At 70.9% G+C, this 20,292-nt stretch carries 19 protein-coding genes; 2 read left to right on the forward strand and 17 right to left on the reverse strand.

Annotation, left to right across the window (positions count from 1 at the left end):
* Positions 1–11: 11 nt before the first annotated feature.
* The 8 genes from atpA to NV263_RS25675 all read right to left on the reverse strand — a co-directional run bounded on the left by atpA (position 12) and on the right by NV263_RS25675 (position 7,143).
* Complete coding sequence (atpA, locus tag NV263_RS25640; RefSeq protein WP_263249186.1) at positions 12–1,658, reverse strand: F0F1 ATP synthase subunit alpha; 1,647 nt, start codon at positions 1,656–1,658, stop codon at positions 12–14.
* Positions 1,659–1,708: 50 nt separating this feature from the next.
* Positions 1,709–2,539, reverse strand: coding sequence for a F0F1 ATP synthase subunit delta (locus NV263_RS25645; protein ID WP_263249187.1), 831 nt, complete (start codon positions 2,537–2,539; stop codon positions 1,709–1,711).
* 21 nt (positions 2,540–2,560) lie between these two features.
* Entirely contained in the window at positions 2,561–3,103 is a 543-nt protein-coding gene (locus tag NV263_RS25650; protein ID WP_263254368.1) for a F0F1 ATP synthase subunit B, read from the reverse strand.
* 42 nt (positions 3,104–3,145) lie between these two features.
* Positions 3,146–3,403 carry an ATP synthase subunit c family protein gene (locus NV263_RS25655; protein ID WP_317630367.1) on the reverse strand — a complete coding sequence of 86 codons (258 nt, stop codon included), beginning with the start codon at positions 3,401–3,403 and terminating at the stop codon, positions 3,146–3,148.
* Positions 3,404–3,461: 58 nt separating this feature from the next.
* Positions 3,462–4,241, reverse strand: a complete 780-nt coding sequence (gene atpB / locus NV263_RS25660; RefSeq protein ID WP_263254370.1) for a F0F1 ATP synthase subunit A — start codon at positions 4,239–4,241, stop codon at positions 3,462–3,464.
* 253 nt (positions 4,242–4,494) lie between these two features.
* Positions 4,495–4,965: a hypothetical protein gene (locus NV263_RS25665; RefSeq protein WP_263249188.1), complete on the reverse strand. Its 471-nt coding sequence runs from the start codon at positions 4,963–4,965 to the stop codon at positions 4,495–4,497.
* Positions 4,965–6,134, reverse strand: a complete 1,170-nt coding sequence (locus NV263_RS25670; RefSeq protein ID WP_263249189.1) for a glycosyltransferase family 4 protein — start codon at positions 6,132–6,134, stop codon at positions 4,965–4,967. The genes NV263_RS25665 and NV263_RS25670 overlap by 1 nt, the downstream gene beginning before the upstream one ends.
* Positions 6,135–6,492: 358 nt before the next feature.
* On the reverse strand, positions 6,493–7,143 hold the full coding sequence (locus NV263_RS25675) for an L-threonylcarbamoyladenylate synthase (protein ID WP_263249190.1): 651 nt from the start codon (positions 7,141–7,143) through the stop codon (positions 6,493–6,495).
* A 158-nt stretch (positions 7,144–7,301) separates the two neighbouring features.
* Between NV263_RS25675 and NV263_RS25680 the strand changes: the two genes are divergently transcribed.
* Positions 7,302–8,168, forward strand: a complete 867-nt coding sequence (locus NV263_RS25680) for an alpha/beta fold hydrolase (RefSeq protein WP_263249191.1) — start codon at positions 7,302–7,304, stop codon at positions 8,166–8,168.
* On the opposite strand, the gene prmC is transcribed toward NV263_RS25680, so the two are convergent.
* The 3 genes from prmC to rpmE all read right to left on the reverse strand — a co-directional run bounded on the left by prmC (position 8,152) and on the right by rpmE (position 10,476).
* Positions 8,152–9,069: a peptide chain release factor N(5)-glutamine methyltransferase gene (prmC, locus tag NV263_RS25685; protein WP_263249192.1), complete on the reverse strand. Its 918-nt coding sequence runs from the start codon at positions 9,067–9,069 to the stop codon at positions 8,152–8,154. The genes NV263_RS25680 and prmC overlap by 17 nt on opposite strands.
* Positions 9,070–9,091: 22 nt before the next feature.
* Entirely contained in the window at positions 9,092–10,165 is a 1,074-nt protein-coding gene (gene prfA, locus NV263_RS25690) for a peptide chain release factor 1 (protein WP_263249193.1), read from the reverse strand.
* An 86-nt stretch (positions 10,166–10,251) separates the two neighbouring features.
* Entirely contained in the window at positions 10,252–10,476 is a 225-nt protein-coding gene (gene rpmE, locus NV263_RS25695) for a 50S ribosomal protein L31 (protein WP_263249194.1), read from the reverse strand.
* 255 nt (positions 10,477–10,731) lie between these two features.
* Here rpmE and NV263_RS25700 point away from each other — a divergent pair, with 255 nt between their 5' ends.
* Complete coding sequence (locus NV263_RS25700) at positions 10,732–11,127, forward strand: hypothetical protein (protein ID WP_263249195.1); 396 nt, start codon at positions 10,732–10,734, stop codon at positions 11,125–11,127.
* A gap of 72 nt (positions 11,128–11,199) precedes the next feature.
* On the opposite strand, the gene rho is transcribed toward NV263_RS25700, so the two are convergent.
* From rho to argS, 6 genes are all read right to left on the reverse strand, one after another.
* Entirely contained in the window at positions 11,200–13,068 is a 1,869-nt protein-coding gene (gene rho / locus NV263_RS25705) for a transcription termination factor Rho (RefSeq protein WP_263249196.1), read from the reverse strand.
* A 720-nt stretch (positions 13,069–13,788) separates the two neighbouring features.
* Positions 13,789–14,706 (reverse strand): homoserine kinase, encoded by a 918-nt coding sequence (gene thrB / locus NV263_RS25710; RefSeq protein ID WP_263249197.1) that lies wholly within the window; start codon positions 14,704–14,706, stop codon positions 13,789–13,791.
* Positions 14,703–15,788 (reverse strand): threonine synthase, encoded by a 1,086-nt coding sequence (thrC, locus tag NV263_RS25715; RefSeq protein ID WP_263249198.1) that lies wholly within the window; start codon positions 15,786–15,788, stop codon positions 14,703–14,705. The genes thrB and thrC overlap by 4 nt, the downstream gene beginning before the upstream one ends.
* Positions 15,785–17,089, reverse strand: a complete 1,305-nt coding sequence (locus tag NV263_RS25720) for a homoserine dehydrogenase (protein WP_263249199.1) — start codon at positions 17,087–17,089, stop codon at positions 15,785–15,787. Before NV263_RS25720 ends, thrC begins: the two co-directional genes overlap by 4 nt.
* A complete protein-coding gene (gene lysA, locus NV263_RS25725; protein WP_263249200.1) occupies positions 17,090–18,508 on the reverse strand; it encodes a diaminopimelate decarboxylase in 1,419 nt (472 codons plus the stop codon). It abuts the gene before it with no gap.
* A 44-nt stretch (positions 18,509–18,552) separates the two neighbouring features.
* Complete coding sequence (gene argS, locus NV263_RS25730; RefSeq protein ID WP_263249201.1) at positions 18,553–20,214, reverse strand: arginine--tRNA ligase; 1,662 nt, start codon at positions 20,212–20,214, stop codon at positions 18,553–18,555.
* Positions 20,215–20,292 lie beyond the last annotated feature (78 nt).

A 20,292-nucleotide genomic window follows, 5' to 3' on the forward strand; every position in this document is an offset into this window, starting at 1 on the left:
GGCCTATCCGGTCACTTCTTCGGGGCGGGGCGGTTGACCTTGACGGTCTCCTGCCCCACCTCGTCGGCCGCCAGCGCCTCGGCGTCGGGCTCCTCCGGCGCCGCGGAGGTGCCTTCGCTGGTGGTGAACTGCTTCTTGTAGTCCTCCACCGCGTCCACGACCGCCTTCTCGCCGTCCTCGGACAGCTTGCCGGTCTCCACGATGTCCTTCAGGACCGTCTCGTGGGTGCGGCGCAGGTGCGCCAGGAACTCGGACTCGAACCGGCGGACGTCACCGACCGGAACGGAGTCCAGGTGGCCCTTGGTGCCGATGAAGAGGGAGACGACCTCCTCCTCGACCGGCAGCGGCTCACCCTGGCCCTGCTTGAGCACCTCCATCAGGCGCGCACCGCGGTCCAGCTGCGCCTTCGAGGCGGCGTCCAGGTCGGAGGCGAACGCGGAGAACGCCTCCAGCTCCCGGTACTGGGCCAGGTCCAGGCGCAGCGAACCGGTGACCGACTTCATCGCCTTGATCTGCGCGGAACCACCGACTCGGGACACCGAGATACCGACGTCGATGGCCGGGCGCTGACCGGCGTTGAACAGGTCGGACTGCAGGAAGCACTGGCCGTCGGTGATGGAGATGACGTTGGTCGGGATGTAGGCCGACACGTCGTTGGCCTTGGTCTCGATGATCGGCAGACCCGTCATCGACCCGGCGCCCATCTCGTCGGACAGCTTCGCGCAGCGCTCCAGCAGCCGCGAGTGCAGGTAGAACACGTCGCCCGGGTACGCCTCGCGCCCCGGCGGACGACGCAGCAGCAGGGAGATCGCGCGGTACGCCTCGGCCTGCTTGGTCAGGTCGTCGAAGATGATCAGGACGTGCTTGCCCTGGTACATCCAGTGCTGGCCGATCGCCGAACCAGCGTAGGGGGCCAGCCACTTCAGACCCGGCGAGTCGGAGGCCGGCGCGGCGACGATGGTGGTGTACTCCATCGCCCCGGCTTCCTCCAGGGACCGCTTCACACCCGCGATCGTGGAGCCCTTCTGGCCGACCGCGACGTAGATGCAGCGGACCTGCTTGTCGGGGTCGCCGGACTCCCAGTTGCTCTTCTGGTTGATGATCGTGTCGACCGCGACCGTGGTCTTGCCGGTCTTGCGGTCGCCGATGATCAGCTGCCGCTGGCCGCGCCCGATCGGGGTCATCGAGTCGATGGCCTTGATGCCGGTCTGCAGCGGCTCGTGCACGCCCTTGCGCTGCACGACCGTGGCGGCCTGCAGCTCCATGGCGCGGTTGTCCTCGGCGACGATGTCACCGAGGCCGTCGACGGGCTCACCCAGCGGGTTGACCACGCGGCCGAGGAAGCCGTCGCCGACCGGCACGGACAGCACCTTGCCGGTCCGGCGGACCTCCTGGCCCTCCTCGATCTTCTCGGATTCGCCCAGGATGACGGCACCGATCTCCTGGCTCTCCAGGTTCATCGCGACGCCGTAGATGCCGCCCGGGAACTCCAGCAGCTCCTCGGTCATGACCGAAGGCAGGCCCTCGACATGGGCGATGCCGTCACCGGTATCGGTGACGACCCCGACCTCCTCGCGGCTGACCTCCGGGGAGTAGCTGGAGACGTACTTCTCGATCGCACTGCGGATCTCGTCCGACGAGATCGTCAGCTCCGCCATGTCTCGTTCCTGCCCTCGGTTCGTTCTTGGAAGGGAGTTGGTATCGGCGCTCAGTCGGCGAGATCGCGCCGCAGGGAGTCCAGCCGACCCTTGATGCTGCCGTCGATGACCTCGTCACCGACCCGGATCAGCAGTCCGCCGCCCACCTCGGGATCGATCTCCAGGTGCAGGGCGATCGGCCGCGCGTAGATCCGCTGCAGGGTGCGCGCGAGCCGCTGCTGCTGCTCCTCGCCGAGCGGTGTGGCCGAGCGGACGTGCGCCACCGAGCGCTCCCGCCGCCTGGCCGACAGCTCGGCCAGCTCCTCCAGACCCTCGCTGACCCGCCTGCCGTGCGGCTGCGCGACGAGCTGGCGCACCAGGCTCAGGGTCACCGGCTCGACCTTGCCGGAGACGAGCTGGTCGACGACCGCGTACTTGCCTTCCACGTCCGCGGTCGGATCGGACAGCAGCCGCTCCAGGTCCACCTGCGACCCGATGATGCGGCCCAGCCGGAACAGCTCGTCCTCGACGGCGTCGAGCCGCCCGGCCCGTTCGGCCTGCACCAGCAGCGCGGTGCGGGCCATCCGTTCCAGGCCGCTGACCAGGTCCCGGGGGCTGGACCAGCGGGCCCGCACCGCCTCCACGACCACCGGCAGCGCCCGCGGACCGAGCCGGTCCGCCAGCAGCCCGCGGGCCAGGTCCTCCCTGGACCGCGGGTCGGTGGAGGCGTCGGCGAGCGCTCGGCGCAGCGTGGACTCGCGCCCCAGCAGGGCGGCCACGCCGAACAGCTCGTCGGCGAGCCCGGTGATCTCCGCGGCCTGGGCCCCGTCGGTGGCCTGCAGCAGCTGCAGCTCGGTGGCTGCCAGTGCGTCGCGGCTCGCGGCGTTCACGAGGGTGCTCAACTCTCAGCGCCTTTCACTCGATCAGGACCTGGCCGATTCCGACGCCGGGGCCGCCGTGGCTTCCAGTTCGTCGAGGAACCGGTCGACGGTGCCGCGACGACGGGCCTCGTCCTCCAGGGACTCGCCGACCACCCGGCTGGCCAGGTCGACCGCGTGCCGACCGAGGTCGGCGCGCAGCTCGGCGACGATCTGCGCCCGCTGGGCCGCCAGCTGGGACTGGCCCTGGCTGACGATCCGCTCGGACTCGGCCTGCGCCTGGGCGCGCATCTCCTCCAGGATCTGCTGCCCCTCGGCGCGGGCGTCGTCGCGGATGCGGGCGGCCTCGGCACGGGCCTCGGCCAGTTGCGCCTTGTACTGCTCCAGCGTCCGCTGGGCCTCGGCCTGAGCCGCCTCGGCCTTGGCGATGCCGCCCTCGATCCGCTCGCTGCGCTCCGCGTAGACCTTCTCGAAGCGCGGGACCGCGAACTTCCAGAGCACGAACAGCAGCAGCAGGAAGGCGATCAGACCGACGATGATCTCCGCCGGGTTCGGGACGATCGGGTTCTCCGATGCCGCCAACAGCATCTGCGTCTTCACCACAACGTCTCCCTACGCGTTGGGCCGATATCAGGCGGCGGACGCGATGAAGTAGACGACCAGACCGATCAGCGCCAGCACCTCGACCAGAACGAAGGAGATCCAGGCGATGCCCTGCAGCTGGCCCTGGGCCTCCGGCTGGCGCGCGGTGCCGTTGATGACCGCGGCCCAGATCAGGCCGACGCCGACACCCGGGCCGATGGCGCCCAGGCCGTAGCCGATCGCGGCAAGACCGGGGTTGATGTTGCCCGCGGCTTCGGCGGCCTGCGCAAGAACGATGTTGCTCACTTTCACTACCTTTCACTCGGTCCGCATTCTGCGCGGATCGGAGGTCTTGGTCTTTCTCTCAGTGCTCCTCGGCCAGCGCTGCACCGATGAAGTTGGCGGTCAGCAGCGCGAAGATGTAGGCCTGCAGCACCTGGATCAAGGCTTCGACGAACGTCAAGGCAATGGCGAAGGCGACCGAGACGACCGAGATCGGCTTGAACGCCGTGCTCGCCTCCATGAGCAGGTACTCCCCGCCCATCGTGAACACCAGCAGGATCAGGTGCCCCGCGAACATCGCGGCGAACACCCGGATCGCCAGTGCGACCGGCTGCGCGACGAACTTCTGGAAGAACTCGATCGGCGCGAGCAGGACGTAGATCGGCTTCGGCACGCCGGGCGGGAACATGACGTGCTTGAAGTACCCGAAGAAGCCGTGCCGCCGGAAGCCGACGGTGTGGATCACCACGTACGCCACGAGGAACAACGCGATCGGGAAGCCGATCCGCGACATCGTGGGGAACTGGATGAACGGGATCACGCCGAAGATGTTGTTCACCAGGATGAAGGTGAACATGGCGAAGATCAGCGGCACGAAGGGGCGGAACTCCTGGGCCCCGATCTGCTCGCGCGCGATCTTGTTCCGGCTGAACTCGTACAGGTACTCCGCCACGAACTGGCCCTTCCCCGGGACCAGCTTCATCTTGCGAGTCGCGATCACGAAGTACGCGGCAACGATGACGGCCGACAGCACGACGAGCACCATCGGCTTGGTGACTCCGCCGAAGATGGGCGGGAAAACAAAGCTATCGGCACCGGGCGGTTGGAACGTGCCGCCTTCAGCCAGCATCAGCGCGCCCAACTGGGCTCCTTCCGGTTCTCCCGGCCGACTTAACTCCACCGGGGGAATCGTCACGTTTTGCACTTAACGTACCCGATACGTGATCTGGCACGCGGAGGGGCCCTCCCCGCGGCCCGGGCCGGGAGTTCCGAAGATCCCGTTTGCCCAGCGCTCGTGCGGAGAAGGCGGAAGTTACGGCTGGACCATACCAGCGGGTAAACCTAACCCCCGAAGGCTGGTCCACTTGATTTCGGACACACCCGACAGAGTGACATCAACTGCCCGGGACCACGGTGGGGATACGGGTCTTCTTGAACGCCACCACCTCGGCGCCCGCCCAGACGAGCACGGTGGCGAGCATGGTGAACGCCAGCGACTCGCGGTGGATCGCCGCGATCCCGCCCAGCAGGGTCATCACCACGAGCAGCACCAGCATCTTGCCGACGTAGCCGCCCAACGCGGCGACCATGACGAACGCCGGGTTCATCCCCCCGGTGGTCCGCATCAGCCACAGCGTCACCAGCGACGACGCGAACGCCACCGCGCCGCCGATCAGCGCCCCGACCAGGCCGGTCATCCCGACCACCAGGGTCGCCACGACCACGCCGAGCACGACGGTCGCCGCGGCGGGCCACACCGCGGTGCGGAACATGGCGCGCGCCAGCCGGCGGACCGTTTCGGCGTGCGGGTTCACCGGTTCCTCGGCGGCCGCGCCGCCCTGGGGCTGCTCGGTTGCTTCGCTCATCACGTCTCTCGATCGGCTCGGGTCCGCATGCGCGGTATCAGCGAAATGATAGCCGCCACCAGCACCCCCAAGCCCACGACCCAGGCCACCACGACCGCGTTGAACAGGGTCAACGACACCGCGCCGAACGCGATGACCGCGGCCCACAGGTAGATGAGCAGCACCGCACGACGCTGCGAATGGCCGATCTCCAACAGCCGGTGGTGCAGGTGCATCTTGTCCGCGTGGAACGGGCTCTTGCCCGCCCGGGTGCGGCGCACCACAGCCATGATCAGGTCCAGCAGCGGGACGAACAGCACCGCCGCGACCACCAGCAGCGGCGACAGCAGCGCGATCGTGTCGGTCGGGTTCGGCCCGGTGTAGTCCATCTTGCCGGACGCGCTGGTGCTCGCGGACGCCAGCATCAGACCGATCAGCATCGATCCGGAGTCGCCCATGAAGATCCGCGCCGGCTGGAAGTTGTGCGGCAGGAAGCCCAGGCACGCCCCGGCGATGGTGGCCGCGATCAGCGCAGGCGGGTAGGCGGTCACGTCACCGTCGTGCCGGTCCAGCAACCCCAGGCAGAACAGGCAGGTGGCGCTGGCCGCGATGAGACCGATCCCGGAGGCCAGCCCGTCCAGCCCGTCGACGAAGTTCATCGCGTTGACCATCGCCACGATGAGCAGCACGGTCAGCAGCTGCCCCTGGTTGCTGCCCAGCACCATCAGCGTGCCGACCTTGCCGTCGGTGCCGCCCCACGGCACCCAGAACATGAACCACTGCACGCCGAACAGGACCATGATCCCGGCCGCGGTCACCTGCCCGGCGAGCTTGGTCAACGAGTCCATCTCGAACCGGTCGTCCAGCGCCCCGACCACCACGATGAGCCCGCCCGCGACGACCACCGCGCGCGCGTCGTTGGAGTAGTCGAACCCGCGCGACAACGCCGGCAGGTTCTTCGCCAGGAACATGGCGGCCAGCACCCCGCCGTACATCGCCACGCCGCCCATCCGCGGGATCGGCGCCACGTGCACGTCCCGGCGCCGCGGGTAGGCGACCGCGCCCACCCTGATCGCCACCAGCCGGATCAGACCGGTCAGCAGGAACGTCACCGCCGCGGCGGTGAACAGGACGAGCAGGTATTCCCGAGCGGGAAGACCCGCGGGGGCCCAGGAGGGTGTGTCGTCCATGCCGGTGGGTCACCCCCGCGGAACTTCGGCCCGCGGGAAATCGCTGTCCAGCCCCCAGAACGGCGTGTTCAAGCTCGGCGCTCCTCGTCGCTGTCCACGTTGCGAATCCGACCACTAACGCTATCGACACGCGTCCCCCGGGAGTGTCCCGGGGCTCCGTTGCCGCCCCACCGCCGACGGCGGGGCGGCAGCAAGGGAACTTCCCTGTCACATGTGGCAGAAAGGTTCCCTTCATCCACACAGGACCCGCCGACCCGGGCCGAGGACGGCGCGGGCCGGTGGAGCAAGGGAACTTTCCTGTCAGATCTGACAGGAAGGTTCCCTTGCCCCGCCCGGCCGACCGGCGGGGCGCACGGCCTCACGACGCGGGCTCGACCGGCACGCCGAGGACCTCGGAGAGCTCCTCGGCGGAGATCGCGCCGAGGCGCAGGACCCGCGGGGTGCCGCCGGTGAGGTCGACGATGGTCGAGGGCACCGGCTCGCCGGACGGGCCGCCGTCGAGGTAGACCGACACCGAGTCGCCGAGCTGGTCGCGCGCTTCGGCGGCGGTGGAGGCGGGCGGCTGCCCCGTGCGGTTGGCGCTGGAGACGGCCATCGGGCCGACCTCGCGGAGCAGGTCGAGGGCGACCGGGTGCAGTGGCATCCGCAGGTTGACGGTGCCCCGGGTGTTGCCGAGGTTCCAGGACAGCGATGGTGCCTGCGGCAGGATGATGGACAGCCCACCCGGCCAGAACGCCTCGATGAGCGCCCGCGCCTGCTGCGGCACGGACATCACCAGACCATCCACTGTGGACCAGGAACCGACGAGGACGGGCACCGGCATGTCCGGTCCTCGCCCCTTGGCGGCCAGCAGCGCGGCCACCGCGTTGGAGTCGAAGGCGTCGGCGCCGATCCCGTAGACGGTGTCGGTGGGCAGCACGACGAGCCCACCGGCACGAACCGTGTTGGCCGCGGCGGCGAGACCGGACTCTCGGCCGTCCGGGCGACTGCAGTCGAAGACGGTGCTCACAACCCGATCCTGACACGCCCGGCCGAAACCCGTTCAGGTGGTGCACTGGATCACCATCGGGGAGCATTCCGCTCGGTAACGTCCGCCCGCTCGGGCAAGATCGGACAAGTGTGCCGGAGAACACGGCACGTGACGAACCGACGAACAAGAGGAGTGACATGACCGCCCCGCCCGAGGGTGTCGAGGTCGAACACATCGAGTTCCCCGCCGGGAAGATCCGCTACCACCGGGCCGGGTCGTCCGGCCCCGCGATCGTCCTGCTGCACGGCGGTGGCCCGGACAACGCGATGCTGAGCTGGCGGCACGCCGTCGGGGTGCTCGCGGCCGACCACCGGGTGTTCGCCCCCGACCTGCCGGGCCAGGGCGGCAGCATGCCGTGGCGCGGCAAGGCCAACCAACGCACCTTCGAGGAGGTGCTGCGCTGGCTGCTCGACGCGTGGCGGGTGCCGGACGCGGCCCTGGTGGGGCTGTCGATGGGCGCGAGCATCGCCGCCGGATTCACGCTGCGGCACCCGCAGCGGGTGCGCGGGCTCGTGCTGGTCGACGCGCTCGGCGTGCAGCCGAGGCTGCCGCACCACCTGGCCACCTACTGCGCGCTGCGGCTGCGGTTCCCCGGCCCGCTGGCGGCGAAGCTGCTGGCCAACCGCGCGATCGCCCGGAAGGTGCTGAACCGGTGGTTCTTCGCCGGTGACCAACCGGTGCCGGACCTGAACTCGGTGGTCGAGGAGGTCATCGCCGAGGCCCGCGCCCGCGGCTCGGTGTTCGCCGACTGGCACGGCGACGCCGTCGACCGGCGGTCGATGCGCATCAACCACCTGCCGCACCTCGGTCAGATCCGCTGCCCGACCACGCTGATCCACGGCGAGAAGGACGCGATCGTGCCGGTGGCCTCCGCGCACGACGCGGCCGCAGCGATCCCCGGTGCCACGCTGCGCACCATCGCCGGAGCCGGGCACTGGCCGAACCGGGAGAAGCCGAACGAATTCAACGCGCTGCTGCGGGAATTCGTCAACTCCCAGCACTGACCGAAGTGGACGGGTCCGCTGTGGACCCGTCCGCGGGCTCCGTGCGCCGCGCGGTCGCGAAGCGGGGCCGCCCGGCCAGGTCGGTGTGGTCCCGCACGTCGCACAGCACCCGTCGCGCGGACAGCAGCGCGGGGACCGAGCCGCCGTGCGTGTCGTCGTGCTCGATGGCCACCCCGCCGCCGGGCCGCAGCAGCCGGGCCGCGCAGCCGATGACGTGGCGCACGACGTCCAGCCCGTCCCGCCCGCCGAACACCGCGTCGTGCGGGTCGTGCTCGCCGACCTCCGGAGGCACCGGCGTCCCCTCCGGCACGTACGGCGGATTGCACAACACCAGGTCGACCAGCCCCTCCAGCTCCATGAGCAGCATCGGGTCGGTGACGTCACCGGAGTACAGCCGGATCGGGTTGTCACCGGCCTCGGCCTGCCGGTCGGCGTTGCGCCGCGCCCACGTCAACGCGCCCGGGTCCTTCTCGACGGCGTGCACCTGCGCGTCCGGACGCGCGTTGGCCACGGCCAGCGCCAGCGCGCCCGAACCCGTGCACAGGTCGACGACCACGGGCCGCTCGACATCTTCGAGCGTCGCCAGGCCCCAGGCGAGCAGCAGTTCGGTCTCCGGGCGCGGCACGAAAACGCCGGGCCCCACCTCCAATGTCACGTCCCCCAGGGCCGCGTTGCCGGTGATGTGCTGCAACGGGATCCGCGCCGCGCGCTTGCGCACCAGCTCGTGCAGCGCCCGCACCACCGGCGGGTCCACCAGCGGCACCATCATCAGCTTGGTGCGCTCGACGCCGAGCAGGTGCGCGGCGAGCAGTTCGGCGTCGGTGCGCGGGCTCGCCACCCCGGCCGCGGACAGCATGCGTTCCGCTTCGAGAATGGCCAGCCGAAGGGGCTGTCGGATCACGTTCGCCAGCTTAGAGCGCCGATCAGGAAGTGGCGGCCAACCGCTCCTGGCGGTCGGCGGCGATGAGCGCGTCGAGCACCGCGTCGAGGTCGCCGTCGAGGACCTGGTCCAGGTTGTAGGCCTTGTAGTTGACGCGGTGGTCGGAGATGCGGTTCTCCGGGAAGTTGTAGGTGCGCACGCGTTCCGAGCGGTCCACGGTGCGGACCTGGCTGCGCCGGGTTTCGGCCGCCTCCCGCTCGGCCTCCTCCTCGGCCAGCGCCTGCAACCGGGCCTTGAGAACGAGGATGGCGCGCTGCTTGTTCTGCAGCTGCGACTTCTCGTTCTGGCAGGACACCACGATCCCGGTCGGCAGGTGGGTGACGCGCACCGCCGAGTCGGTGGTGTTCACGCTCTGCCCGCCCGGGCCGGAGGACCGGTAGACGTCGATGCGCAGGTCCTTCTCGTCGACGTCGACCTCGACCTCCTCGGGTTCGGGGTAGACCAGCACGCCCGCCGCGGAGGTGTGCACCCGGCCCTGCGACTCGGTCACCGGCACCCGCTGCACGCGGTGCACGCCCCCTTCGAACTTCAGCTTCGACCAGACCCCGTCCAGCCCGGTGTCGCCCACCTTGGTCTTGACCGACAGCGTCACGTCCTTGTAGCCGCCGAGGTCGGACTCGGTGGCGTCGAGCACCTCGGCCCGCCACCCCTGCCGCTCGGCGAACCGCAGGTACATCCGCAGCAGGTCGCCCGCGAACAGCGCGGACTCCTCGCCGCCCTCCCCGGACTTGACCTCCAGCACCACGTCGGAGCCGTCGTGCGGGTCGCGCGGCAGCAGCAGTTCGGTGAGCCGGTCGTCCAGTTCGTCGACCGCTTCGGCCAGCCGGTCGGCCTCCTCGGCGAACGCCGGGTCCTCCTCGGCGAGCTCCCGCGCGGTGACCAGGTCGGAACGGGTCTGGTCGAGTTCCCGCGCGCACCGCACGACCGGGGTCAGTTCGGCGTAGCGGCGGCCGAGCTTGCGCGCGTTGGCCTGGTCGGCGTGCACGTCCGGGTCGGCCAGCCGCCGTTCCAGCTCGGCGTACTCGTCGAGCAGCGCTTCGAGCTTCGATGTCTGCACTGGCGACCCTCTCCGGGAGCGGACGGCTGGGAACACGGCAACGGCGCCCGCCCCGCGAGGTCGCGGAACGGGCGCCGTCGGCGTCGCTACTTCTTGGCGCTCTTGGGACGACGGCCGTAGCGGGCCTCGAACCGGGCGACGCGACCGCCGGTGTCCAGGATCTTCTGCTTGCCCGTGTAGAACGGGTGGCAGTTCGAGCAGATCTCGACCGTGATGTGGCCGCTGGTCCGGGTGCTGCGGGTGGTGAAGGTGTTGCCGCAGCCGCAGACCACCTCGGTCTCGACGTACTCGGGGTGAATACCACTCTTCAAGGCCTTGTCCTCTCTTCTGGGCCGCCGGGTCCCGTGACCTCCTCATGCCTCGGAGCACGGGTGAACCGGAGCCGGAACCAACTTCGCATTCTGCCAGACGAAGGCTGCTGACCTGGAACGCAGGGGGTCCGCCCGGTATTCCCGGCGACCGCTCGTCGCGCCGGTCACACCGCCCGTCGCAGAGTCGTGACCGTCTGTCGCTGAACCCCGCGCGGGGTGATGCGCTCGTCACCTGATCGCTCGCATAGTGACGTCGTGCTGCTGTGTTCGGTGTTGGGCAGGCTCACGGTCCGGTCGTGGGTCTCGCTTCCCCTGCTCTTCGTCGGCAGCACGGTCGGCGTCGCCGCGGTGCTGGACCTGGTGGTCGGGCGGGCGCACGTGCTGCACCAGGACCTCACGGTGTCCGCGCCGCTGCTGTTCGGCTTCGCCGCCGCGCTGACCCTGCTCAGCGGTGACCAGGTGCGCTGGACGTTCCGCTGGCAGCGCCGCGGCCTGCGGTTCCCGTACCCGCTGCTGCTGGCGGCGTGCGCGCTGACCGCGGACGGGGTGCGCCTGCCGGTGCCGGCCGCCCTGGTCGTCGGCGTGGTCGCACTGGCACTGCTGACGTTGCTGCTGGTGCGCGGCCACCGCGATCCGGTCGAGTGCCCCTGACAGGCTGCGAGGGGGAACGACGAAGGCCCGCACCACTTCCGGTGCGGGCCTTCGCCACGGGGCGACGGCGACTCAGTCGTCGTCCTTGCCCGGGGTGTTCTTGGCCACCGTCATCAGGAACTCGATGTTGGTGCGCGTCTTGCGCAGCCGGTCCTGCAGGAGTTCCAGCGCCTGCTGCGCGTCGAGCGCGGCGAGCACCCGGCGCAGCTTGTGCGTGACGGCCAGCTCGTCCGGGGACAGCAGGATCTCGTCCTTGCGGGTGCTGGAGGAGTCCACGTCCACGGCCGGGAACAGCCGCTTGTCGGCGAGCTTGCGGTCGAGCTTGAGCTCGGCGTTGCCGGTGCCCTTGAACTCCTCGAAGATCACCGTGTCCATCGTGGACCCGGTCTCCACCAGGGCCGTCGCGAAGATGGTCAGCGAGCCGCCGTTCTCGATGTTGCGGGCGGCGCCGAGGAACCGCTTCGGCGGGTACAGCGCGGTGGAGTCCACACCACCGGACAGGATGCGCCCGGACGCCGGGGCCGCCAGGTTGTAGGCGCGTCCCAGACGGGTGATCGAGTCCAGCAGGACGACCACGTCGTGACCCATCTCGACGAGCCGCTTAGCCCGTTCGATGGACAGCTCGGCGACCGTGGTGTGGTCCGACGGCGGCCGGTCGAAGGTCGAGGCGATGACCTCGCCCTTGACCGAGCGCTGCATGTCGGTGACCTCTTCGGGCCGCTCGTCGGCGAGCACGACCATGAGGTGGCACTCGGGGTTGTTCGTGGTGATCGCGTTGGCGATCGCCTGGAGCACCATCGTCTTGCCCGCCTTCGGCGGCGAGACGATGAGCGCGCGCTGCCCCTTGCCGACGGGCATCACCAGGTCGATGATCCGGCCGGTCAGGTTCTGCGGCTCGGTCTCCAGCCGGAGCCGCTCGTTCGGGTACAGCGGCGTCAGCTTGTGGAACTCGGAGCGCCCGCGGGCCGCCTCCGGGTCCAGGCCGTTGATGGAGTCGACGCGCACCAGCGGGTTGAACTTCTGCCGCTGCTGCTCGCCCTCCCGCGGCTGGCGGATGACGCCCTTGATCGCGTCACCGCGGCGCAGTCCGTACTTGCGGACCAGCGACAGCGACACGTAGACGTCGTTCGGCCCCGCGAGGTAGCCGGAGGTGCGCACGAACGCGTAGTTCTCCAGCACGTCGAGGATGCCGGCCACCGGCAGGAGCACGTCGTCCTCGCGGACCTCGGGCTCGCCACCGTCGCCGCGTCCCCGGTTGCGGCGGCGGTCCCGGAACCGCCGGCCCCGGCCGCGGCGGCCGCCTTCCTCCTCGCCGTCGTCCTGGCGGTTGCTCTGCCCGCCGCCCTGCTGGCGGTTGTCCTGGGCGGGCTGCCGCTCGGTGCGCTGCTGCTCGGCCGGACGCTGCTGCTGCTCGTCCTGGCCGGAGCCCTGGTCACCACCGCCGGAACGACCGCCGGACCGCCGACGGCGGCTGCCGCCGCGCCGGTTGTCGTCCTCGCCCTGGGTCTCGGCCGCCTGCTGCCGCCGGGACCGACCCCGGGTGGGCGCGGTGCCGTTGGACCCGGAACCGCTGTCGGTCTCCTGCGACGTGGAGCCGGCCTCGTCGAGCGCGGGCTGGTGGGCCTTGCCCGCGCCGGCCTTGCCGTCCTCCGCGGGAGCCTGGGTCTTCTTGGTCGAACGGGACCGCGGCGCCGTGGTGCCGCCCTGCTTCTCCTTGATGGCGGCGATCAGGTCACCCTTGCGCAGGCCACCCGTCTCGATCCCCAGTTCCCCCGCGAGTTGGCGCAGCTCGGCAAGAACCATGCCGGAGAGTCCACCGCGGCGACGCGGGGTGCCGTTGCTGCTCTCCGACGTCCCGGCGTTCGACCGTCCGGATTCCTGCTGGCCAGCCGGAGAGGTGCCGTTGGCCGCCTCGCTGCTCAACAGTTCGGTGTTGCTCACGAATGTCCTTCCTGACCGGACCGCGCCTCCTACGCGGCCCAGCGGATTGCCCGCCCGCTCTGGAGTGCGGGCGGCCGGTGTGTGCTACCAGCCCTTGTGCCGGTCGGATTTCACACTCGCCCGCGGCATGACCGGCTTCGGCGATGGCTCGGGGAACCAGCAGCACCGGGCGGTGGGAGGTACCCGGCTCGCGTGATTGCCCTGATGCCATGTCGTGGTGTCGATCCACACTCGCCGATGCGCGCCCTGCTGCCGCCGTGGACCAGGAATCGTCGCCTCAGATGGAGCCTGAACTCCGGACCTCGGTCCGCCCACCATGGTCACCTTGGGGGCCACACCGTGGAACCTAGAGCCCCCACCCCGACTTCGGCAACGATGCGCAGGCCGATTCTCCCGAAGCGAACCGCATTGAGTTGACAACTCCTGCCTCGGTCACCGCCATCGGGTACCCGCCAACTTGATCTTCGCCCGTGCCGGGCGGAGCCAATTCACAGCGGGAGATGCGTTCCGGGAATCGATGTCCCGGACACGGCACCGGCGCCCTGCGCGCGGTGACTGATTGACCTTGAGGGTAGACGCCCTGCGATCCAGGTGCAACAACCCCCCGGGAGCGTGGCACGCTCTCGACGATCATGCCGTCGACGACCGCTGTGCACGGCCCCGACACCTCCCTTTGTACCACTCCTCGGCGGTGGGGCGGTGGTGGGGCCGCGCGTGCGGTCAGGCGTGGTCGACGGTGGTGCGCACGCCGGTGGTGTCCACCGGAAGGCGCAGTTCGGTGAACCCGTTCAGCGGGATTCCGGACGGCAGCTCGCCGCCGCGCGGCAGCGCCAGCACGGTCGGTCCCGCGCCGGACACGGCCGCGGGCACGCCGGCCGCCCGCAGCGCGCGGACCAGGGCGACGGTGCCGGGCCAGGCGGGTTCGCGGTAGTCCTGGTGCAGCCTGTCGTCGGTGGCGGCCATCAGCAGGTCCGGGTCGCGGGTCAGCGCGTGCACCGCCAGCGCCGCGCGACCGGCCGCGAACGCCGCGTCGGCGTGCGGAACCCGTTCGGGCAGCAGGCCGCGCGTGGTGTGCGTGGCCGACTCCTCTTGGGGGACAAGGACGATCGGTGCGATGTCGGGGTGCGGCCGCAGCGCGGCGGCGTGGAAACGACCCGCGTCGTTCCAGGCGATGACCAGTCCGCCGTGCAGGCTGGCCGCGACGTTGTCGGCGTGGCCTTCCCACTCGGCGGCGAGTTGCAGCGCGCGGTCGGCGTTCTCGCCGTCCCGCGGGTCGAGCCCGCCCAGGGCGTGGGCCGCGGCGACACCGGCGATGATGGCCGCCGCGGAGGACCCGAGTCCGCGCGAGTGCGGGATCGCGTTGCGGCAGTGCAACCGCAACGCGGGAACGGCGTAGCCGAGTTCGGACAGCGCCTTGGCGATCACCCGCACCACCAGGTGGTGCTCGTCGGCGGGGACCGCTCCCGCGCCCTGGCCCTCGACGGTGACGGCCGCCGAACCGGGCACGCCGTCGACGACCTCGACGTGCACCTCGTCGTGCAGGGCCAGGGCCATGCCGAGCGCGTCGAACCCGGAACCGAGGTTCGCCGTGGACGCCGGGACCGCGACCCGGACGGACGAGCGCGGTGGTGCCGTCACGTCAGCTCCAGGGCGGTGGCCACCGCGTTCGGGTCCACCGGCAGCGGCTCGACCTCAAGCATCCCGGACAGCGCGGTGTCCGGGTCCTTCAGGCCGTGGCCGGTCACCGTGCACACCACCCGGGACCCGGCGGGCAGCCGCCCGTCCGCGGCGGTGGCCAGCAGACCGGCGACGCTGGAGGCCGAGGCGGGTTCGACGAACACACCTTCGCGGGAGGCCAGCAGCCGGTAGGCGGCCAGGATCTCGTCGTCGCCGACCGCCGCGAACAGCCCGTCCGACTCGGCCTTGGCGGCCACCGCGCCCTGCCAGGAGGCGGGGCTGCCGACGCGGATGGCGGTGGCCACGGTCTCCGGGTCCGCCACCGGCTCGCCGTGCACCAGCGGGGCCGCACCGGCGGCCTGGAAGCCGAACATCCGCGGGGTGGCCGGGACGACGCCGTCGGCGGCGTACTCCTGGTAGCCCTTCCAGTAGGCGGTGATGTTGCCCGCGTTGCCGACCGGCAGGCAGTGCACGTCCGGCGCCCGGCCGAGCACGTCGCAGATCTCGAACGCCGCGGTCTTCTGACCTTCCAGCCGGACCTTGTTCACCGAGTTGACCAGCGTCACCGGGTGTTGGGCGGCGGTCTTGCGGGCCAGCTCCAGGCAGTCGTCGAAGTTGCCCTGCACCTGCAGGATCCGGGCGCCGTGCACCACGGCCTGGGCCAGCTTGCCCATCGCGATCTTGCCCTGCGGCACCAGCACCGCGGAGGTCAGCCCGGCGCGGGCGGCGTAGGCGGCGGCCGAGGCCGAGGTGTTGCCGGTGGACGCGCAGATCACCGCCTTGCTGCCGGCGGCCAGCGCGTGCGTGATGGCCACCGTCATGCCCCGGTCCTTGAACGACCCGGTGGGGTTGGCGCCCTCCACCTTGAGGTGGACCTCGCAGCCGGTCAGCTCGGACAGGTGGTGTGCGGGCACCAGGGGCGTGTTGCCCTCCTGCAGGGTGACGACGCGCGCCCCCTCCGGAACCGCGATGCGGTCCCGGTACGCCTCGATGAGGCCCGGCCATCCGGCACGCACCGGAGCACCCTGGATGTTCGACGTCACGACGGTTCACCTTCCACGCGCATCACGCTGACCACCTCGCGCACCACCGGGAGCTGCGCGATTTTGTCCACTGTGGACCTGAGTGCGGCGTCGGGCGCGGTGTGGGTGACCACGACCAGGCTGGCGTCGTCGCCGCGGCCCTGTTGACGCACCACCGAAATGCTCACATCGTGCTCGTTGAACGTGGCCGCGACCTGCGAGAGCACGCCCGCCTTGTCGGCCACGTCCAGGCTGATGTGGTAGCGGGTCGGAGTCCGGCCCATCGGCTGGACCGGCAGCTGGGCGTGCGCCGACTCGCGCGGCCCCTTGCCCGCCACCACCAGGTTACGGGCGACCGCGACGAGGTCGCCGAGCACCGCGCTCGCCGTCGGCGCGCCACCGGCGCCCTGCCCGTAGAACATCAGCTGCCCGGCCGCCTCGGCCTCCACGAACACCGCGTTGAACGCGTCGCCGACCCCGGCCAGCGGGTGGCTGCGCGGGATCATCGCCGGGTGCACGCGGGCCGAGACCGACTCCGTGCCGTCCTCGTCGACCACCCGCTCGCAGATCGCCAGCAGCTTGACCGTGCGCCCGAGGGCCTGCGCGGCGGCGATGTCGCCCGGCGTGACCTGGGAGATGCCCTCCCGGTGGACGTCGCTGGCGGTGACCCGGGTGTGGAACGCCAGGGACGCGAGGATCGCGGCCTTGGCGGCGGCGTCGAACCCGTCCACGTCGGCGGTCGGGTCCGCCTCGGCGTAGCCCAGCCGCCCGGCCTCGTCCAGCGTCTCGGCGTAGCCGGCGCCGGTCGAGTCCATCGCCGAGAGGATGAAGTTGGTGGTGCCGTTGACGATGCCCATGACCCGGTTGATCCGGTCCCCGGCCAGCGACTCGCGCAGCGGGCGCAGCAGCGGGATGGCCCCGGCCACGGCGGCCTCGAAGTAGATGTCGGCGCCCGAGGCGTCGGCCGCCGCGTACAGCTCCGAGCCGTGCTCGGCCAGCAGCGCCTTGTTCGCGGTCACCACCGACTTGCCCGCCCGCAGTGCGCGCAGCAGCAGCGAGCGAGCGGGTTCGATGCCGCCGATCAGCTCGACGACGACGTCCACGTCACCGTCGACGAGCGCGGCGGCGTCGGTGGTGATCAGGTGCTGGGGCACCGCGGGATGTTTGTGCGGGCGGCGCACCGCCACGCCGGTCACCTCCACCGGCGCGCCGGTTCGCGCCGCGAACTCCTCCGGCTGGTCCTGCAGCAGTCGCAGCACCTCGGTCCCGACGGTGCCGCAGCCCAGCAGCGCGACGCGGATCGGTGCACGGTCCTCGATCACTCACACCTCCAGCCGGAGCAGGTCGTCCTCGGTCTCCCTGCGCAGCAGCAACCGCGCCTGCCCGTCGCGCACCGCCACCACGGGCGGCTTGGGCAGGCGGTTGTAGTTGCTGGCCATCACGTAGCAGTAGGCGCCGGTGGCGGCCACCGCCAGCAGGTCGCCCGGAGCAATGTCCTCCGGGAGCCAGCAGTCTCGCACCACTACGTCACCGGATTCACAGTGCTTGCCCACGATGCGGGACAGCACCGGCTCGGCCTCGGGTGCGCGGGACACCAGGCGGCAGTCGTAGACGGCGTCGTAGAGGGCGGTGCGGATGTTGTCGCTCATGCCGCCGTCGACGCTGACGTAGCGGCGGCGCGCACCGCCGTCCAGCGCCACGTCCTTGATCGTGCCGACCTCGTAGACCGTGACCATACCCGGCCCGACGATGGCCCGGCCCGGCTCGACGGCGATGGCCGGTTCCGGGATGCCCGCGTCGGCGGCCTCCTTGCCGACGATGTCGCGCAACCGACCGGCCAGTTCGGCGGCTGGCAGCGGGTCCTCGTCCGGCGTGTAGGCGATGCCCAACCCGCCACCGAGATCCACAGTGGACAGCGAGGAGAGCGCGTCGGCGCCGTGTTCGGCGCGCAGCTCGGCCAGCAGCCGCACCACCCGGTGCGCGGCCAGTTCGAAACCGTCGACGTCGAAGATCTGCGAACCGATGTGGCTGTGCAGGCCGACCAGCTCCAGCGAGTCGGCCTTGACCACCCGGCGCACCGCCTCGGCGGCCTGGCCCGAGGCCAGCGAGAACCCGAACTTCTGGTCCTCGTGGGCGGTCGCGATGAACTCGTGGGTGTGCGCCTCCACACCCACGGTCACCCGCACCAGCACCCGCTGGCGGGTGCCGTGCTGACCGGCGATGTGGTCCAGGCGCGCGATCTCGTGGAACGAGTCCAGCACCACCGACCCCACCCCGGCGCGCACCGCGGCGGTCAGTTCGGCCGAGGACTTGTTGTTGCCGTGGAAGGTGATCCGCTCGGGCGGGAACCCGCCGCGCAGCGCCACGGCGAGTTCGCCGCCGCTGCACACGTCGAGGCTCAGGCCCTCCTCGGCGACCCAGCGGGCGACCTCGGTGCACAGGAACGCCTTGGAGGCGTAGTGCACGGCCGCCGGGTCGCCGAACGCGGACGCGTAGTCCCGGCAGCGGGACCGGAAGTCGTCCTCGTCGAGGACGAACAGCGGTGTGCCGTATTCCTGGGCGAGATCGCGGACGTCGAGACCGGCGAGCCGGACGGTGCCGTCGGCGCCGCGGGAGCTGTTGCGCGGCCACACCTGGGGGTGCAGCGCGCCGAGCTCCTCGGCGGTCGACGGGGCGGGGCCTGCGGTGTTGCCGGGCGGCACGACGTCGGCGTGCCGAGGACCGGCGGGATGGGCGCGCATTGCTACGGCTCCTTCGCACGGCCCGCGGGCGCGGGCCGCTCGTACTACATCTGTTCCGGTGCGCTGACGCCGAGCAGGGCCAGCCCGTTGGCGAGCACCCGGCGGGTCGCCTCGCACAGGTGCAGGCGGGCGATGGTCAGCGGACTCGCCTGGTCGTCGCCGGGTTGCAGCACCCGGCACGCGTCGTAGAACTTGTGGTACGCGCTGGCGACGTCCTCCAGGTAGCGGGCGACGCGGTGCGGTTCGCGCAGTTCCGCCGCCGTCCGCGTGACCCGCGGGAATTCCCCGAGGGTGCGGATCAGGTCGCCCTCGCGTTCGTGGGTGAGCAGCGACAGGTCCGCGTCGGTCACCGAACCCCGGTCGATGCCCAGCGACGCGGCGTTGCGCTGCAACGACGACAGCCGCGCGTGCGCGTACTGGACGTAGAAGACGGGATTCTCGTTGGTGCGTTTGCTGATCAGGTCCAGGTCGATGTCGACCGCGGTGTCCACTGAGGACCGGATCAGCGAGTAGCGGGCGGCGTCCACGCCGACCGCTTCGACCAGGTCCTCCATCGTGACCACGGTGCCCGCGCGCTTGCTCATGCGGACCGGTTTGCCGTCGCGCACCAGGTTCACCAGCTGTCCGATGAGGACCTCGACGACGTCCGGGTCGTCGCCGAACGCGGCGGCGGCGGCCTTCAGCCGCGCGATGTAGCCGTGGTGGTCCGCGCCGAGCATGTAGATGCACAGGTCGAAACCGCGGTTGCGCTTGTCGCGCAGGTAGGCCACGTCGCCGGCGATGTAGGCGGGGGCGCCGTCGCTCTTGAGCAGCACCCGGTCCTTGTCGTCGCCGAACTCGGTGGAGCGCAGCCACCACGCGCCGTCGGCGAAGTAGACGTGCCCGGACTTCTTGAGCTCTTCGACGGCCCGGGCGACCGCGCCCGAGGTGTGCAGCGAGTCCTCGTGGAAGAAGACGTCGAAGTCGGTGCCGAACTCGTGCAGGCTGCGCTTGATCTCGTCGAACATCAGGCCGACGCCGACCCGGCGGAACGTCTCGTGCCGCTCGTCGTCCGGCTTGTCCAGCACACCCGGCTCGGCCTGGACGACCTGGGCGGCGATGTCGGCGATGTAGTCACCGCCGTAGCCGTCCTCCGGCGCCGGCTCGCCCTGCGCCGCAGCGATCAGCGACCGCACGAACCGGTCGATCTGCGCGCCCGCGTCGTTGAAGTAGTACTCGCGGGTCACGTCCGCGCCCTGCACGGCCAGCACGCGGCCCAGCGCGTCGCCGACCGCGGCCCACCGGGTGCCGCCCAGGTGGATCGGGCCGGTGGGGTTGGCGGAGACGAACTCCAGGTTGACCTTCAGCCCCTGGTACAGGTCGCCGCGGCCGTAGGCGTCGGCGGCGCCCAGCACCTCGCGCACGATCTGGGCCTGCGCGTCGGCGGCCAGCCGCAGGTTCAGGAAGCCCGGTCCGGCGACGTCGGCGGAGGCGACGGCGTCCTGGCCGGTCAGCGCTTCGGCCAGCCACCCGGCGAGGTCCCGCGGCGCCACCCCGGCCTTCTTGGCGACCTGCATGGCGAGGTTGGTCGCGTAGTCCCCGTGCTCGGGGTTGCGGGGTCGCTCGACGGTCACCACCTCGGGCAGTACGGAAGTGTCCAGCCCGCGGGCGGACAGCACCTCGAAGGCGGTGTTGCGTACCAGTTCAGCGAGCGCGGCGGGAGTCACCTTATGGAGTCTAAGGAAGCGTCGTCGCTGTTCAGCGAACGGGTTGGCGCATCGCCCACCAACGGCGCTCCGCTTTGT

It is taken from the genome of Saccharopolyspora rosea (assembly GCF_025643595.1).
Lineage (GTDB): Bacteria > Actinomycetota > Actinomycetes > Mycobacteriales > Pseudonocardiaceae > Saccharopolyspora > Saccharopolyspora rosea.